The following is a 16482-nucleotide window of genomic DNA, read 5'->3' as shown; positions in this document are numbered from 1 at the left end:
CGACGTCCTGTGGGCCCTCCTGCGCGACGGCCGGAAGTTCACACCGACCGCGCCGCAACCCACTACCGCTGCGGCTTGACACGATCATTCAGATTCCTTTCGCGAGCGGGAGTTTATAGTATACACGTGTAGACAATAAATCCGTTGACCTGCAGGAGGAATCGTGGCTTCGGATCGACGTGGGCTGGGACCCGCATTTCCGCGGGTACCGGCGTTGGCGCTCGGCTCGTGGAACACGTGGGACCGGATGGACTTCGGTGACGCGGTGGCACTCATCGCCCGCGCGGCCGAGGTGGGGTGTGCGTTCTTCGACGTGGCGCATTACGACATGGGGCCGCATGCCGAGGGGTCCGAGACTGATCGGATTTTCGGGCGCGCGGTGCGGGAGGCCGGGCTTGCCCGTGAGGAATGGCTGTATTGCGGGAAACTGTGGCTCTGGGACTATCCGGATACCGGGTTCGCCCGGCAGATGACGACGTCGTTGGAGCGGGTCGGGGTCGAGTCCGCCGATCTGGTCGTGGTGGGGGACTACTTCGGTGAGCTGGACCTTGAGCGCGTCGTTGCGGATGTTGCCAAGCAGATCGACGCTGGCCGGTTTCGTGCCTGGGGGGTGAACAACTGGCGGATTCGTGACCTGCGGGCGGTGCTGGACATCGCGCGGCGACGGGGGCTGCCACCGCCGAGTTTCGCGCAGCTCAAGTATGGGCTGGTGCGACGGTCGATGGCCGAGGGGGAGTATTACGCGCCGCTTTTCGCGTCCGGGGAGCTTGCGCTGCAGGCGTCTGACGTGTTCGAAGGGGGTCTGCTGGTGGGAAATCTGAAGCCGGGACGCAAGATCGGGGCCGACGTCGGCGGGATCCGGGAGCGGATCGCTGCTGCCTGGCCGGAGGTGGCGCGGATTGCGCGTGCACTCGACGCCTCTCCTGCGCAGCTCGGGATCGCCTTCTGCCTGGCCAATTCCGCGACGGCCAACGTGCTGGTCGGCGTTTCGAAGCGGGCGCAGCTGGAGGACAACGTCGGTGCGCTGGCTCTGCTGGAGCGGGTCGGCGCCGGGCGGATTCGGGAGCTGACCCGCGCGCTCTGGCTGGATCAGGACGTCGCTGCCGACGGAACGTGGTGAAGGGGCTGGTGTTTTTTGTCGACGTGCGTAGACTAAAGCTCCGACCGAACCCGAAGGAGCCGCCATGACCACACCTGCGCCGGACCGGATCGTCGACCTCGCCATCGGGTACATGGGTGCGAAGCAGCTGTTCGCCGCGTCGCGGATCGGGTTGTTCCGGGCGCTGGCCGAGGGTCCGCGCAGTGCGGCGGAGCTCGCTGCTGCCACCGGGGCGGGGGAGCAGCTGGTCCGGATTCTGGCCGACGCGATGAACTCCCGCGGGCTGCTCGACCGTGCCGATGGCCGGTACGCGCTCGCCGGCGACGCGCGGGAGTATCTCAGCGGGAACGGGGCTACTGATCTCGCACCGTTTCTGACGTTCCTCAACGAAATCAGCTACGGCCATTGGCTTCAGTTCGACACCACTGTGGACACCGGCAAACCGGGCGACCTCCGGATGGACGACACCCGGTGGGCGACGTTCATGGCGGGCGTGATGCGGTACAACGCCCTGCACGCCGCGATGCTGGCGCGCGAGTTCGACTTTTCGCCGTACCGGTCGATGCTCGATCTGGGCGGATTGTCGCCGGAGTTCGCGCTGCGCGCACTGCGGGCGAACCCGGGGCTGTCGGGGCGCTTCGTGTTCGCACCGGAAGCGACCCAAGGTATTACCGACGCGGTGAAAGCAGCCGGATGCGCCGACCGCGTCCGCATCGAGCCGGCGCCGACCGAAACCGCCGACCCCAGGGGTGAGCATGACCTGGTGATGGTCAACCACGTGGTGCACCGGTTCACGCCGGAGCAGAACCGGGTGATCCTGGCGAATGCCCGGGCGGCCGCGTCCGACGGCGCGACCTTGCTGCTGCTCGACTTCTTCCTCGACGGCACCGCGCGGCAGCGGCCGATCGACGCACTGCACGCGGGAGAGTACTTCGTGATCGACGGGACGGTGGTCTACCCCGAGGCCGACGTCCGCGAGTGGCTGGCCGGGGCCGGATGGCGGGTCTGCGACGTGCTCGCGCTGCCCGGCAGCCCGCGCGTCCTGGTCGCCGACGCCGTCTGAAAACGACCGCGGGCCACGAGGTAACGAACGCATCCGGCCCGTTGATTTATTTGCCGACAATCGTAGACTAACCCGCACGATGGCGGTCCAGCACCCCGAGAGAGGGACTCAATGACGAGGACACGGACAGCGGCGTGGCTCGCGATCGCCGCCGCGGCGGCCACCGCGCTCGCCGGATGCACCAGCTCGAGCGGCAGCTCCGGGGCCGCCGCGAGCACCGACGAGCTCAAGGCAGGCGTCTTCCTCGACGTGACGTCGTGGGACCCGGCCAATGCCGACATCGGGTTCGACGGCCCGTACCTGTCCGCGGTGTACGACCCGCTCGTGGCACTGGACAAGGACGCCAAGCCGGTACCCGCGCTCGCCACGTCGTGGGACTGGTCGCCGGACCGGCTCACCCTGACCCTGCATCTGCGCGACGGCGTCACGTTCGACGACGGGCAGAAGTTCGACGCGGCCGCCGCGGTGGAGAACCTCAACCACCTCAAGGCAGGCGTGCGATCCGGACAGGCTTACACCGACGTCAAGAGCGTGGAGGCGAAGGACCCGTCGACGGTGGTCCTGCGGCTGTCCGAACGGGACGATGCGTTGCTGTACTTCATGGGTCTCGGGCGCAGCTGGATGGCTTCGCCCAAGGCGATCCGCTCCGGTGCGCTGACCAACGGCCCCGACGGATCGGGCCCGTACACCTACGACAAGGCGAACTCGGCCCCGCAGTCGCAGTACGTTTTCACCAAGCGCCCCCAGCATTGGGACAGCGCGACGTACCCGTTCTCCACCGTGCGGCTCTTCCCGATCACCGACCAGACGGCCAGTTTCAACGCGATGCTCTCCGGACAGCTGAACGTCCAGTTCGCCAATGCCGCGAACCTGGCGCAGGCGCAGCAGAACGGCTGGAATGTCGCGCGGAAGGCGGCGTCGTGGGTCGGGGTGCAGTTCGCCGACCGCACCGGCAGCCAGGTCAAGGCGCTCGGTGACCAGCGGGTGCGGCAGGCGATCGCGTACGCGTTCGACGCGGCCGGGATCCTCAAGGCGGTCGGCAACGACGCCGGTACGGTGACCGATCAGCTGTGGCCGGTCGGCAGCCCGGTGTACGACCAGGCGGGCACTGCGCGGTACCAGACGGACCTTGGCAAGGCCAAGCAGCTGCTCGCCGAGGCCGGGTACGCGGGCGGGTTCAGCCTGAAGATGCCGATGTCCACGATCTTCGCGGCGTGGCAGCCTGCCGCGAACCAGACGTTCGGGCAGCTGGGGATCAAGGTGGACTGGCAGAACATGTCCATGCCGGACTACCAGAAGAACGCGCCGACGTACCCGATGTTCCTCGCGGTGATCGCGATGGACGGCAACGACATGGCCACGCTCACCGACCAGGTCACGTCCTCGCAGTGGTACAACCCGCATCCGTCGGTGGACGCCTTCCCCGAGGTGAAGGCGCTCGTGCAGCAGGTGCAGCAGGCCGAGCCCGGACCGGCGCAGACCCAGCTGCTCAAGCAGCTCAACGCGAAACTGGTCGACCTCGCCTGGTGGGATGTGTGGTACCAGGCCGACAATCTGTACTTCAGCGTCAAGGGCATCACCGTCACGCCGGTGACCGGCATGATGTTCCCGACGCTGCGGTTCATCCAGCGCGGCTGACGCGATGCTGACCTTCATCGGCAAACGCCTGGTGTCCGGGATCCTGCTGCTCGTGCTCGTCACGAGCGGCACGTTCTTCCTGGCGCACCTCGCGGTGGGGGACCCGACCGCCGGGCTGCTCGGCAACAGCGCGACCCCCGCCCAGCAGGAGGCCCTGCGCGAGCGGATCGGGTACGACCGGCCGCTGCTCAGCCAGTTCGGCGACTGGTTCTCGCACGCGATCACCGGCGATTTCGGGAGTTCGTGGCGGAATTTCCAGCCGGTCGGGGACCAGATCGCGCTGCGCGTGCCGGTGACGCTGTCGGTGGTGATCGCCGCGACGGTCCTGGCCGCGATCCTGGGCCTGGCCGTCGGTGTGGTCTGCGGGCTGCATCCGGGCGGGCTGCTCGACCGGGTGCTCAAGCTCGCGTCGGTGGTGCTGTTCGCGCTGCCCGGGTTCTGGGTCAGCCTCGTGCTGGTGACCTGGTTCGCGATCCGGCTGCAGTGGTTCCCGGCCGTCGGGTACGTGTCGCCGGACCAGTCGGTGGGCGGCTGGCTGCGGTCGATCTCGCTGCCGTCGGTGTCACTGGCGCTGGGCGCGATCGTGATGATCGCCGAGCAGCTGCGCAACGGCTTCCTGGAGGTTGCCAACCAGGATTTCGTGCGCACGCTGAGGGCGCGTGGGCTGTCGTCGAGGCGGGTCACCGTGCACGTGCTGCGCAATGCGTCGCCGTCCGCGCTGACCGTGCTGGCGCTGATGTTCGTCGGCCTGCTCGGCGGGGCGATCGTGGTGGAGATCGTGTTCAACCTGCCCGGGATCGGCAGCCTCACGCTGTCCGCGTCGCAGATCGGGGACATTCCGGTGCTGCTCGGGCTGACCGCCGTGACCGTGGCGTTCGTCGTGGTCGTCAACTTCCTGCTCGACCTCGTGCTCGGGTGGGTCAACCCGAAGGTGCGCGAGCGATGACCGCTGCCCCGTTTCCCGCCACGCTGGCGCCCGTGAAGCGGATCTCGCTCACCCGCCGGTATCTGCGCCGCCCGGTCGGCATGGTCGCGCTGGCGGTGTTCGCGCTCATCGTGGTGGCCGCGGTGTTCGCGCCGTGGCTCGCGCCGTACGACCCGAACCTCGTCGAGTTCACCCTCGCGCACGCCGTGCCCGGCAACGGGCATCTGCTCGGCGGCGACTCCGCCGGCCGCGACATCCTCAGCCGCCTGCTCTACGGCGCGCGGACCACGTTGTACGGCGCGGTGATCACCTGCGGCACCGGCGTGCTGTTGGGGGTGCCGGCCGGGATCGTCGCCGGGTACTTCGGCGGCGTGACCGACCGGGTGTGCTCGTGGATCAGCGACGCGCTGCAATCGGTGCCGGGGATGGTGGTGCTGCTGGTGGTTGCGGCGGGGACCGGGCAGGACTTCACCGTGCTCATGGTTGCGCTGGGCGTGTTCCTCGCGCCTGGTTACTACCGGATCACCCGCGCCCGCGCGCTGGCGGTGCGGAAGGAGCCCTACATCGACGCGGCGCGCGTGGCCGGGGTCGGCACCCCGCGGATCCTGCGCACGCACCTGCTGCGCGCGGTGTACGCGCCGATCATCGTGCAGACCGCGCTCACCGCCGGGGTCGCCATCGGGATGCAGGCCGGGCTGCAGTTCCTCGGTATCGGTTCGGCGTCCACGCCGAGCTGGGGCCAGACGATGAACGACGGCTTCCAGACCATGCTGACCTACCCGCTCATTCTGCTGTGGCCCTCCATCGCACTGGGCATCACCATTGCCGCGCTCGCCTTCATCGGCTCGACGCTCGCCGACCTGGTCAGCGTCCGGGCGGAGCTGCCGACCCGGCGAGCGCGGGTGGAGGTCCGGGCGGCCTTGGCTGCGGGCGACCTGCCCGGCGGGGTGGCTTCGGGAACTGCGGTGCATGCGACCGCGGAGTGCGCGCTGCGGATCGAGAACCTGCGGGTCGGGTATGCGACGGGCAACGGGGTCAAGGAGGTCGTGCGCGGGGTGTCGCTGGACGCGGCGCCCGGCGAGGTGCTCGGGATCGTCGGGGAATCCGGGTCGGGCAAGACGCAGACGGTGTTTTCCGTGCTCGACCTCCTGCCGCCGGGCGGGACCGCGGTCGCGGACGGAATCTGGGTCGGCGGGCGCGAGGTCGGGAAACCGGGGGAACGGGCGAAGCTGCTCGGCCGGGAAATCGGGTACGTGCCCCAGGAACCGATGACCAACCTCGACCCGTGCTACCCGATCGGGCACCAGCTCGTCGAGCCGCTGCGGCACGTGCACGGCCTGGACAGGACGGCGGCGCGGGAGCGGGCCCGCGAGGTGCTGGTGCGGGTCGGCATCACCGATCCGGACCGGGTGCTCGCGAGCTACCCGCACCAGATTTCCGGTGGGATGGCCCAGCGCGTGCTCATCGCCGGTGCGGTGGCCGGGCGGCCGTCGCTGCTGGTGGCGGACGAGCCGACGACCGCGCTGGACGTCACCGTGCAGGCCGAGGTACTGGAGCTGCTGCGGGAACTGCAGGCGGAGTACGGGATGGCGCTGGTGATCGTGACCCACAACTTCGGCGTGGTCGCGGACATCTGCGACCGCGTCGTGGTGATGAAGGACGGCCGGATCGTGGAAACCGGGCCGGTGGACCGGATATTCCGGGCGCCCGAGCACCCGTACACCGCCGAGCTGATCAGCGCTTCGCTGGACGACAGCGAAGGGCGCGACGCACTGGACGAAGCCTGGCATCGGCAGCTGGCGGTCAGCGGAAAGGAAGGGGCCCGATGACCGCGCCACTGCTTACGATCGACGACCTCGTGGTGGACTACCGGATCAGCCGCCGGGTGGGATTCCGTGCGCTGAAAGGGGTTTCGCTGCAGGTCGGGCCTGGTGAATGTGTCGGGCTGGTCGGCGAAAGCGGGTCGGGCAAGTCGACGCTCGGCAAGGCCGTACTCGGGCTTGCCACTCCGACGTCGGGTCGGATTACCTTCGACGGCGAGGACATCACGCACGCCCGGGGAGCCAGACGGCGGCGGCTGGCCAGTGACATCCAGGTCGTGTTCCAGGATCCCTACGGCTCGCTCGACCCGACCATGACCGTCGGCGAGGTGCTGGCCGAACCGCTGGTGGTCGCGGGTACGTCGCGGGCAGCGGCCCGGGCGGCGGTGGCGGGCCTGCTCGAGCAGGTCCGGCTGCCCGGCGACTCCGTGCACCGGTACCCGGGCGAGTTCTCCGGTGGGCAGCGGCAGCGGATCGCGATCGCGCGGGCGCTGGTGCGGCGGCCGCGGCTGATCGTGTGCGACGAACCGGTGAGCGCGCTCGACCTGACCACGCAGGCCACGATCCTGGACCTGTTCCTCGAACTGCAGCGGGAGACCGGCGTGTCGTACCTGTTCGTGTCGCACGACCTCGGCGTCGTGCACCGCATCTGCCACCGGGTTTCCGTGCTCTACCGGGGAGAGATCGTGGAATCCGGCCCGACCGCGGCGGTCACCCGCTCGCCGGAACACCCGTACACGCAGCGGCTGCTCCTGGCCGCCCCGGTCGCCGACCCGGCCCGTCAGGCGGAGCGGCGCGCCGCGCGGCTCGGTCTCGCCGATCCCGCGTGACGCGCGGGCATTAGAGTCGGTAACCATGCCGAAGGTCATCGATCACGATCAGCGACGACGGGAGATCGTCGAGGTCGCCAAGAAGCTGATCATCGAAGGCGGGTTCGAGGCGGCCACGATGCGCAGCATCGTCACCGCGGCGGGGTTCGCGAACGGTGCCCTCAAGCACTACTTCCCGAGCAAGGACAGCATCATCGCGGCGACGTTCGAGAGCGTCCTGCAGGAAACCGCGCAACGGATGTCGGAGCTCGACCCGGACCTCGGCCCGATGGACGCCCTGCGCGGTTTCGTCGAGGCGGCGATCCCGATGGACGCACACCAGATCGCGTCCGCGCGGGTCCTGCTGGTGCTGTGGGAACATTCGGTGGCGAACCCGGAGCTGGCCCGCCAGTATCGTGACCTGCTCACCCGCTGGCGTGCCGAGCTCACCGTCCGCATCGCCGCGGCCCGCGGTGCCGGGGAGAAACCCGATGCGCCCGCGATCACCGTGCTGGCCGACGAGATCGTCGCGGTCTCGATCGGGGCCAACGTGACCAGCCTGATGCATCCGGTGGGCAAGGTGGCGGCGCGGTACCGGGCGTACGTCGACGGGTTGATGGCGCGGATTGCTCCCTGAGCAAGCCTGGACCGGCCTCCCGGGTTTGTCTACGCTTGGAGAATGACAATCCTGCTTCCGGCGACCCGCACGCCGCCCACTCGCCTTGCCGCCGGGCCGCCGGTTCTGCTGATCCACGGATTCGCGTCGTCGGCGGACGCGGACTGGCCAGCCGAGCGATGGGCCGCACCACTGGCCGCCGCGGGGCGGGAAGCCGTGGAGGTGCACCTGCCCGGACATCCCGGCGGGCCTGCAGCCGCTGAGGTCACTACAACCAAGCTGATCGACGCACTGGCCGCCACCGCCGGTCCGAGCGAGGTGGACGTCGTCGGGTACTCGCTCGGCGCCCGGCTGGCCTGGGATCTCGCCGCGCATCCGAAGATGTCGGTGCGCCGCCTCGTTCTCGGTGGTCTGAGCCCGCAGGAACCCTTCGCGGCCGTCGATCTCGCCGCCGCGCGGGCAGCGGTCCGCGGTGGCCCGGTACCGGCCGACCCGCTCACCGCAGCCATTGCCGGGATGGCCGCCGCCGGGGATGCCACCTCGCTGCTGAACCTGGTCGAGGGACTGGCGGCCGAGCCGTTCGACCCGGCCGAGGCGGTACCTGCCGTGCCGACATTGTTCCTCGCCGGGCAGGAAGACCCGATGGCGCAAGGTATCGAACAGCTCGTCGCGCGGGTCCCGCACGCGAGGTTGCAGCACGTCACCGGGGACCATCAGGGGGCGCTTGCCGGGGACGAGCTGCAGGCGGCGGTGTTCGAATTCCTCGATCTCAACGGCCGGAGCTGAAAGGGCCCGTTCGGGTGGCCGGACGGGCAGCCGCGCAGGCAAGGCCGCCGTCTGCCCGGAGCACCGGGAAAACCGCTGCTACCTTCGGCCGTCAGAGGGGGCGCTGGTGCGTCCGGGTGATCGACGGGCCAGGGGGTTCTCGTGAGCAATCCGCTCATTGCGCCGACGAAAGACTCGACCACGGCGTACTCGGGGATCAGTCTCCTCGAAGGCGCGGCGGACCTGAAGAAGGCGATCGAGGGCGGGTCGTGGGCGTCGGTCGCGATGGGGGCGGTCGGGACGGCGCTGGATGCGCTGTCGATGGCGCTGGACCCGTTCGGCGCGATCCTCGCCGCCGGGGTCGCCTGGCTGATGGAGCACGTGGGTCCGCTCAAGGAGGCGCTCAACGGGCTCACCGGGAACGCGGACCAGATCAAGGCGCAGGCAGAGACCTGGCAGAACGTCGCGAAGGAACTCGAGTCGATCGGCACCGACCTCAAGGACCAGGTCCAGCGGGATCTGCAGTCCTGGAGCGGGGAATCGAGCGACGCGTACCGCAAGCGCACCGAGGACGTCGTCGCGCTGCTGGGTACCACGCAGAAGGGCTGCGAGGGCGCGGCGTCCGGGGTGAAGACCGCGGGCGAGGTCGTCGCGGCGGTGCGGATGCTGGTGCGGGACATCATCGCGCAGCTGGTCGGGCACATGATCAGCTGGGCGTTGCAGGTGCTGCTGACGCTCGGGATCGGCCTGGCGTGGGTGGTGCCGCAGGTGGTCGCCGCGGTGGCGAAGACCGCGGCGCAGATCGCGAAGCTCACGACCCGGCTGGTGCAGGCGCTCAAGGCGCTGATGCCGCTGCTCAAGAAGGCCGGGACGCTGTTCGGCGACGCCGCCAAGGCGTTGAAAGGCATCAAGGGCGGCAAGACGTCCGCCCCGCCGAAGCCCAAGGACCTGCCGCCTGCCCCGAAGGCGCCGCCCGCAGGCAAGGGCGGCAAGGGGGATGACGGCACCACGACGTCGTCCGCGGCTCCGCCCCCGCCGAAGAGCGACCCGCCGCCGGTGCCGAAGAGCGATCCCCCGCCGAGCGGCAGCCACGGCGGGGGCGGTCCGGTCCCGCCGCCCACCCCGCGCGGGATGCAGCCCCCGCCGCCGGTGGCCAAGAAACCTCCGGCACCACAACCGAAATCGCCGCCGCTGAAGGACCAGGGCAGCAACCCGCGCTCGCCGGACAACGTCCGCTGCGAGAAGGACCCGATCGACGTCGCGTCCGGGCAGATGATCCTCGCCGAGGTCGACGCCGAGTTCCTCGGCACGCTGCCGTTGCGGCTGGAACGCACGCACTTCTCCGGGTTCCGCACCGGCGGGCTGTTCGGCACGAGCTGGATGTCCACTGTGGACCAGCGGATCGAGGTGCACGACGCGGGGGTCAGCCTCGCGGTCGCCGACGGCACGGTGCAGCACTACCCGCATCCGCAGGTCGGCACCTGGACCGTCGCCGGACAGGGCCCGCTGCGCCCGATGACCCGGCTGGAGGACGGCAGCTACCTGGTGGAAGACCAGGAAACGAGCGCCGCGATGCGGTTCACCGGGGACACCGGCGCGCTGCTTTCGCTCACCGACCGGCACGGCCACCGCATCGACTACCTGCGCGACGCCGAGGGCACTCCGGTGGAAGTGCAGCACAGCGCCGGGTACCGCGTGCGCGTGACCACATCCGGCGGCCGCGTCACCGCGTACCACTCGATCGGCGCCGGTCCGGACGTCGAGCTCGTGCGCTTCGGATACACCGACGGCCGGCTCACCGAGGTGGTCAACCCGTCCGGCGCGGCCATGCAGTACGCCTACGACGACGCCGGCCGGATCGTGTCGTGGACCGATCGCAACGGCGAGTGGTACCGCTATCACTACGACCCTGCGGGACGCGTGGTGCGCACCGAGGGTTCCGGCGGATTCCTCAGTGGCACCATGGAGTACGACACCGACAACCGCATCACCCGGTCCGTCGACTCCCTCGGCCACACCACGGAGTTCCGGCTCGACGAGACCGGTCAGCTGGTCGCCGAGACCGACCCGCTCGGCAACACGACCCAGTACGCATGGGACGCCTACGACCATCTTCTCCGCGAGACCGATCCGCTGGGCCGCACCACGTCGTACACCTACGACGGCCTCGGTGCGCTGCTGTCGGTCACCGCCCCGGACGGCGCGCGCACGACCTACGAGCGCAACGAGTTCGGCTCGCCGGTGTCGATGACCGCCCCGTCCGGACTGGTCAAGCGCTGGGAGTACGACGAGGACGGCAACCTGCTCCGGGAGATCGAACCGGACGGCGCCACCATCACCCGGACCTACGACGCCCGCGGCGTCCTCACGTCGGTCACCGACGCGACCGGGGCCACCACCCGGATCGAGTCCGACGCGAGCGGGCTACCGCTGGCGGTCACCGACGCCCGCGGCGGCACGACCCGGTACGACCGGGACCGCTTCGGCCGGATCGTCGCGATCACCACCCCGGCCGGGGCGCAGGACCGGTTCGGGTACACAGTGGACGGTCGGCTCGCGTGGCACCGGGACGCCGACGGCGCGCTCGACCAATGGACGTACGACGGCGAAGGCAACGCCCGTGCGCACACCGATGCCGGGGCTGCGGTGAGCGTCGGCGAGTACACCCACTTCGACCTTCTCGCCGCGGAGAACCGCGCGGACGGCACCCGTGTTTCGTTCGGCTACGACACCGAGCGGCGGCTCACCACGGTCACGAACGAGCAGGGCCTGGTCTGGCACCACGAGTACGACGCCGCCGGAAACCTGGTGCGGGAGACCGACTTCGGCGGTGTCACCGCGCAGTACCGCTACGACGCGGCCGGTCAGCTGGCCGAACGGACCGACCCGGCCGGCACCTCGACCTTCCGTTACGACCTGGCCGGGAACGTCGTCGAGCACACGGCCGGCGCCGTCACCACGCAGTACAGCTACGACCCCGACGGCCGTCTCACCGGCGCGGACGACGGACGCACCCGGGTCACCCTGGAACGTGACGCGGCCGGCCGGATCACCGTCGAGACGGTCAACGGCCGCACGATCCGGTCGGCCTACGACGCGGCCGGACGCCGGATCCGGCGGCAGACGCCGTCCGGCGCGGAAAGCACCTGGGACTACGCCGGTGGCGAGCCGGTCGCGCTGCATGCGGGTGGCCGCACGCTGCGGTTCGACCGCGACGCGGCGGGCCGGGAGATCCGCCGGACGCTCGACACCGGCGTCACGGTCGGGCACGCGTGGTCGCCCGCCGCCCAGCTGCTCGCGCAGACGATCAGCACCGGCACCGGGCAGCCGGTGCAGAAACGGGCGTACCACTACCGCCCGGACGGGCACCTCGGCGCGGTCCGCGACCAGCTCACCGGCCCGCGCGAGTTCACCCTCGACGGCGCCGGCCGTGTCACGGGGGTCCAGTCGCCGTGGTGGACCGAGCGCTACACCTATGACCCGGCGGGGAACCTCACCGACGCGAACTGGCCGACCGAAACCGACCAGCACCTGCTCGGTGCACGGATGTTCCACGGCAACGTCGTCGCCGCCGCGGGCACCGGCCGGTACGTCCACGACGAACGCGGCCGGATGGTCCGGCGCGAGCTGCCGGGCGCGGTCTGGCAGTTCTCGTGGGGCCCGGACGACCGGCTCACCGACGTGCTCGTGCCGGATGGCACCCGCTGGCACTACACGTACGACCCGTTCGGCCGCCGCATCGCGAAGGAACACTTCGCCGCGGACGGCGTCTCGGTGCTGGAGCGGGTCGATTTCACCTGGGACAACCAGGTCCTGGTCGAGCAGGCCACCGGCGGCCGGGTCACCGCGTGGGACTACGAGCCGGACAGCTTCCGCCCGCTGCTGCAGCGGGAACTGGCGCTCCGCGGCCCGCAGGAGTGGGTCGACGAGCGGTTCAGCCTGATCGTGCCCGACCTCGCCGGTGCGCCCGCGGAACTGGTCGGCCCGGACGGCCGCGTGACCTGGTACGCGCGCACCGGCCTGTGGGGCACCGCCGGTCCGGAGACTGCGGCCGGGGGCGGCATCCCGCTGCGGTTCCAGGGTCAGTACCACGACGCCGAAACCGGGCTGCACTACAACCTGGAGCGCTACTACGACCCGGCGTTGGCCCGGTACCTCAGCCCGGACCCGATCCGCCTCGACGGCGGTCCCCATCAGTACGCCTTCGCGGGCAACCCGCATGCTTACGCCGACCCGCTCGGGCTCGCCCCGCAGTCGTGCAGCGCGACGAAGCCGTCGGGCAGCACACCGCGGGGACGGCCGGATCTCAAGATCAACACGGACGTGCCCGGGCACGGGCCTTCCTGGTACGACAAGGTGTCACCCGCGGGCAAGTACAAAGACAAGCCGAACCGGGTCGCAGCCGGATACGGCAACCCGGGCCACATGCACGGGAACATGATCCCGTTGTGGGCGAAGGCGGCGAAATCACCGCTGCCGCCCGGGCTGTCGCACCTGGACAAGAACAACCTCGGCAAGCTGAGCCGTCCCGAGCAGACGAAGCTGAAGAACTGGCTCAGCCAGCCGAACCGGCGCTTCGACACGAAAGAGCCCGGCCAGTCGTACGCGGGCAAGCCCGGCGACGAGATCGTCGGCCACAGCAAGGACCCGAAGAGCAAGGACCCGAAGAAACAGGGCGGTGTCCTCGGCCACGACACCGCGGCGGGCACCGACTGGAACAAGAACGGCATGAAGCGCCCGCGGGCGGAGAACGTAGAGCACAACAAGCAGACCGGCACCTACCACGGCATCGAGTCCAACGGCCGCTCGTCGTCCAGCGGGTCCAAAGAGGACCGGTACCAGGCGCCCGGCCCGCACAACGGCGCCCGGCCCGAGTACTGGAACCGCGACGATCCGGGGTTCAAGAACCAGGGCGGCCCGTGGCCGTCCTACAAGCCCCAAGGGCCGACCCCCAACGCGCCGACCACGCCCACCGCGCCGAAGCTGCCGGACGTTCCCGACGGACGCCCGCCCAAGCGCCCGCGGCTCGACCCGGGCGCGAGCTAGATGCTCGACGCTGTGATGACGGCACTGGACACCGTCCTGCCGCGGCTGGCGGCGGTCACCGGCACGCCCGGGGTCGCCGTCGCGGTGGCGACCAGCGCCGAACTGCGGACCGCGGCCACCGGGTTCGCCGACCTGGCGGCGAACACCCCGATGACCGGCGACACCGTCGCACCGGGCGGTTCGCTCACGAAACCCGTGACGGGGCTGGTTTTCCAGCAGCTGGTCGAGGCGGGCGCAGCCGCCCTGGACACGCCGATCGATCAGCTGCTGCCCGCCGGGCTGCGGGGCCGCGACCCGGAACCGGTCACGGCGGCCATGCTGGCGACCCATCAGGGCGGCTACTACAGCGACATCGTCACGGCCACCGCGCAGGCGGCTCCGGCCGAACCGGTCCTCGACTACCTCCGGCGCAGGCACGAGGCCGGGCGGGCCGTCGAGTACGGCGGAGCGTTGCCGCTGCTGACGGTCCCCGGCCGGTATTCGTACTCCAGCTTCGGGGTCGGGGTGCTGGGCGGGGCCGTCGAGCATCTGACCGGTGAGCCTTACGGTGCGCGCGTGCGGCGGGAGGTGTTCGACGCGGCCGGAATGAAGGACACGAGCATCGACGACGGCACCCGGAATCCGTGGGCCACCGCGGACCGGGCGCGCGCGACCGGGTACACGGCATTCGGTGACTGGTGCCTGCCGAGCCCGCCGGTGCGCACGGCGGCGTACCCCGGGGTCGGGATGTACACGAGCGCCGCGGATGCCGGGCGGTTGCTGCAATCCTTGCTCCGCACCGCGCGGGGAGACCGCGGTCTCGTCGGGCCGGAGTCGCTCGCGACCATGGTGACGCCGCATTTCCCGCGACCGGGCCGCGGCGCCCGGTCGTTCTCCGGGCTGACGTTCGAGCTCGCCGACCCGGACCTCGGCGACGACTGGTGGTGGGGCCACACCGCGGCGTTCCCGTGGGGATTCTGGTGGGAGGCACGGGTGTGGCCGCACCGGGACCTCGCCGCCGTCGCGGTCGGCAACCGCTGGGACATGGCCCGGTTCCACAACCCGGCCACCCGCAGCGCGCCGGGACTGGCGGTCGAGTGGGCGGGCCGGTGGGCGGTGTCCGGGGTCCCGGCCGGGCTTCCGGCGCCGGACCCGAGCCCCCACCGGACCGGGCCCCGGCCGACGGAGGAAAGCTCGTACTGGATGGGCGTGCTGCTCGGGGAACGCACGCACGGTCTGCTCGGCATCCCCGACCCGCTGCCGATCGGGGACCTGACCGCCGGGGCCCGCTGCCTCAGCGCAGCCGACGTGAGCGGCTGGAACCCGGACGCGTTCGCGCGCGGCGTGGAACACGCGCGGGCGGTCGCGCCTGATCCGGACGCACTCGGTGCGCTGGGCCGGGATCTCGGTCCGGCGGCAGCGTTGTGGATGCTCGACTGTGGAGCGGCGAGCGCGGACGTGATGATGCCGGTCGGGGCCTTCGCGCGTTAGCGCAGGTGCACGTCCAGCGCGACCCGGTGCCGTCCTCGTGGCAACGGCACCCATTCCGGTTCGGACACCGGGTGCACGGCGGGAAAGCGCTCGAACAGGCTCCGCAGCGCGACCTCGGCCTCCACTTTCGCCAGTGCGACCCCGAGGCAGAAATGCGGTCCCCAGCCGAATCCGACACTGCCTTCGCTGCCGCCGTGCTCGGCCTGCCACCGCACGTCGGCGTGGTGCGGATGGGCGAACTGCGCGGGATCCCGGTTGGCTGCGCCGAGAACGACCTGCACCGCGTCCCCGGCCCGGATCTGCACACCGCCGACCACAAGGTCGGTTGCGGCATAGCGGAGGCGGGCCAGCTGCACCGGACCGTCGGTGCGCACCAGTTCGCGGACCGCCGCCGGCCACAGTGCGGGCTCGGTGCGCAGCAGCTCTCGCTGGGCGGGATCGCGCATGAGCGCGAGCGCTCCGTTGGACAGCATGTGCGCCATGGTTTCGTGCCCGGCCAGCACGAGGAACACCACGACGGCCACGATGTCGACGTCGATGAGGTCGTCCTGGGCGACCACCTCGCTGAGCAGATCGCGGCGCGGCTCGGCGCGGCGCTGGTCGACGAGGGCGTGGCAGTAGGAGAACATCTCGCCGAGCGTGGGCGTGATCTGCGCCGGATCGCCGCCGACCAGCACCTTGCCCCAGTGCCACCAGTCCGCCCAGTCCTTTTCGGGGACGCCGACCAGTTCGCAGACCACGGCCATGGCCAGCGGATAGGCGTAGTCGTCGATGAGGTTCACCGAGGCGGCCGGGTCGAGGCCGTCGAGGAGCCCGTCGACGATCTCCTGCACCCGCGGGCGCAGGCTCGCGACCCGCGCGGCGCCGAACGCGTGGCTGATGCTGCGGCGCAGGCGGGTGTGTTCGGCGCCGTCGAGGCTGAGCAGGCTCGCGCGCAGGTATGGCAGATGCTCCGGCGGAGTGCCCAGCGCGAGGAAGGCCTGCTCCTGGGTTTGTGCGCCTGGTCCGGGCAGGCCGGTGGGATCGTTGCGCACGGCCGGATCGGACAGGACGGCGCGGACGTCCTCGCTCCGGGTGATCAGCCAGCCTTCCTCGCCGCTGGGCAGGCGGGCCCAGCAGACCGGCGACTCGGCGAGGATGCGGTCGTAGCCGCCCATCGGGTCGCCGAGGACGGCCGGGTCGCGCACGTCCACGACGGGGCACCGGTTGTGCTGCACGGAAATCCTTCCCT

Annotated in this window: 11 protein-coding genes; 10 read left to right on the top strand and 1 reads right to left on the bottom strand. The window is 70.7% G+C overall.

Annotation, left to right across the window (positions count from 1 at the left end; all coding sequences use genetic code 11):
- The first annotated feature begins 163 nt into the window (after positions 1-163).
- From OO71_RS02930 to OO71_RS02885, 10 genes are all read left to right on the top strand, one after another.
- The gene (locus tag OO71_RS02930) at positions 164-1120 is read left to right on the top strand and encodes an aldo/keto reductase (RefSeq protein ID WP_033288004.1); all 957 of its coding nucleotides are present in this window, start codon (positions 164-166) and stop codon (positions 1118-1120) included.
- Positions 1121-1184: 64 nt separating this feature from the next.
- A complete protein-coding gene (locus OO71_RS02925; protein ID WP_033288003.1) occupies positions 1185-2162 on the top strand; it encodes a methyltransferase family protein in 978 nt (325 codons plus the stop codon).
- 111 nt (positions 2163-2273) lie between these two features.
- Positions 2274-3800 (top strand): ABC transporter substrate-binding protein, encoded by a 1527-nt coding sequence (locus tag OO71_RS02920; protein ID WP_033288002.1) that lies wholly within the window; start codon positions 2274-2276, stop codon positions 3798-3800.
- A gap of 4 nt (positions 3801-3804) precedes the next feature.
- Complete coding sequence (locus OO71_RS02915) at positions 3805-4746, top strand: ABC transporter permease (protein WP_033288001.1); 942 nt, start codon at positions 3805-3807, stop codon at positions 4744-4746.
- A complete protein-coding gene (locus OO71_RS02910) occupies positions 4743-6554 on the top strand; it encodes a dipeptide/oligopeptide/nickel ABC transporter permease/ATP-binding protein (protein WP_033288000.1) in 1812 nt (603 codons plus the stop codon). The genes OO71_RS02915 and OO71_RS02910 overlap by 4 nt, the downstream gene beginning before the upstream one ends.
- Positions 6551-7375: an ABC transporter ATP-binding protein gene (locus tag OO71_RS02905; RefSeq protein WP_033287999.1), complete on the top strand. Its 825-nt coding sequence runs from the start codon at positions 6551-6553 to the stop codon at positions 7373-7375. The genes OO71_RS02910 and OO71_RS02905 overlap by 4 nt, the downstream gene beginning before the upstream one ends.
- 25 nt (positions 7376-7400) lie before the next feature.
- Positions 7401-7991: a TetR/AcrR family transcriptional regulator gene (locus OO71_RS02900; protein ID WP_033287998.1), complete on the top strand. Its 591-nt coding sequence runs from the start codon at positions 7401-7403 to the stop codon at positions 7989-7991.
- Positions 7992-8033: 42 nt separating this feature from the next.
- Complete coding sequence (locus tag OO71_RS02895; protein WP_033287997.1) at positions 8034-8756, top strand: alpha/beta fold hydrolase; 723 nt, start codon at positions 8034-8036, stop codon at positions 8754-8756.
- Between the two features lie 141 nt (positions 8757-8897).
- The gene (locus tag OO71_RS02890; protein ID WP_033287996.1) at positions 8898-13781 is read left to right on the top strand and encodes an RHS repeat-associated core domain-containing protein; all 4884 of its coding nucleotides are present in this window, start codon (positions 8898-8900) and stop codon (positions 13779-13781) included.
- Positions 13782-15251: a serine hydrolase domain-containing protein gene (locus tag OO71_RS02885; RefSeq protein ID WP_033287995.1), complete on the top strand. Its 1470-nt coding sequence runs from the start codon at positions 13782-13784 to the stop codon at positions 15249-15251.
- Here OO71_RS02885 and OO71_RS02880 read toward each other — a convergent pair.
- Positions 15248-16468: a cytochrome P450 family protein gene (locus tag OO71_RS02880; RefSeq protein WP_033287994.1), complete on the bottom strand. Its 1221-nt coding sequence runs from the start codon at positions 16466-16468 to the stop codon at positions 15248-15250. The two genes, OO71_RS02885 and OO71_RS02880, sit on opposite strands and share 4 nt — an antisense overlap.
- Between the last annotated feature and the right edge of the window lie 14 nt (positions 16469-16482).

Source organism: Amycolatopsis jejuensis (genome assembly GCF_000717335.1).
GTDB classification, from domain to species: Bacteria; Actinomycetota; Actinomycetes; order Mycobacteriales; family Pseudonocardiaceae; genus Amycolatopsis; species Amycolatopsis jejuensis.
Note: the sequence above shows the minus strand (reverse complement) of the source record. Positions and strands in the feature narration are given on the sequence as shown.

Excerpts from the sequence above, each read along its gene's own strand:
- OO71_RS02925 (WP_033288003.1), top strand. The coding sequence starts at position 1,185 with ATGACCACACCTGCGCCGGACCGGATCGTCGACCTCGCCATCGGGTAC.
- OO71_RS02920 (WP_033288002.1), top strand. The coding sequence starts at position 2,274 with ATGACGAGGACACGGACAGCGGCGTGGCTCGCGATCGCCGCCGCGGCG.
- OO71_RS02915 (WP_033288001.1), top strand. The coding sequence starts at position 3,805 with ATGCTGACCTTCATCGGCAAACGCCTGGTGTCCGGGATCCTGCTGCTC.
- OO71_RS02910 (WP_033288000.1), top strand. The coding sequence starts at position 4,743 with ATGACCGCTGCCCCGTTTCCCGCCACGCTGGCGCCCGTGAAGCGGATC.
- OO71_RS02905 (WP_033287999.1), top strand. The coding sequence starts at position 6,551 with ATGACCGCGCCACTGCTTACGATCGACGACCTCGTGGTGGACTACCGG.
- OO71_RS02900 (WP_033287998.1), top strand. The coding sequence starts at position 7,401 with ATGCCGAAGGTCATCGATCACGATCAGCGACGACGGGAGATCGTCGAG.
- OO71_RS02895 (WP_033287997.1), top strand. The coding sequence starts at position 8,034 with ATGACAATCCTGCTTCCGGCGACCCGCACGCCGCCCACTCGCCTTGCC.
- OO71_RS02885 (WP_033287995.1), top strand. The coding sequence starts at position 13,782 with ATGCTCGACGCTGTGATGACGGCACTGGACACCGTCCTGCCGCGGCTG.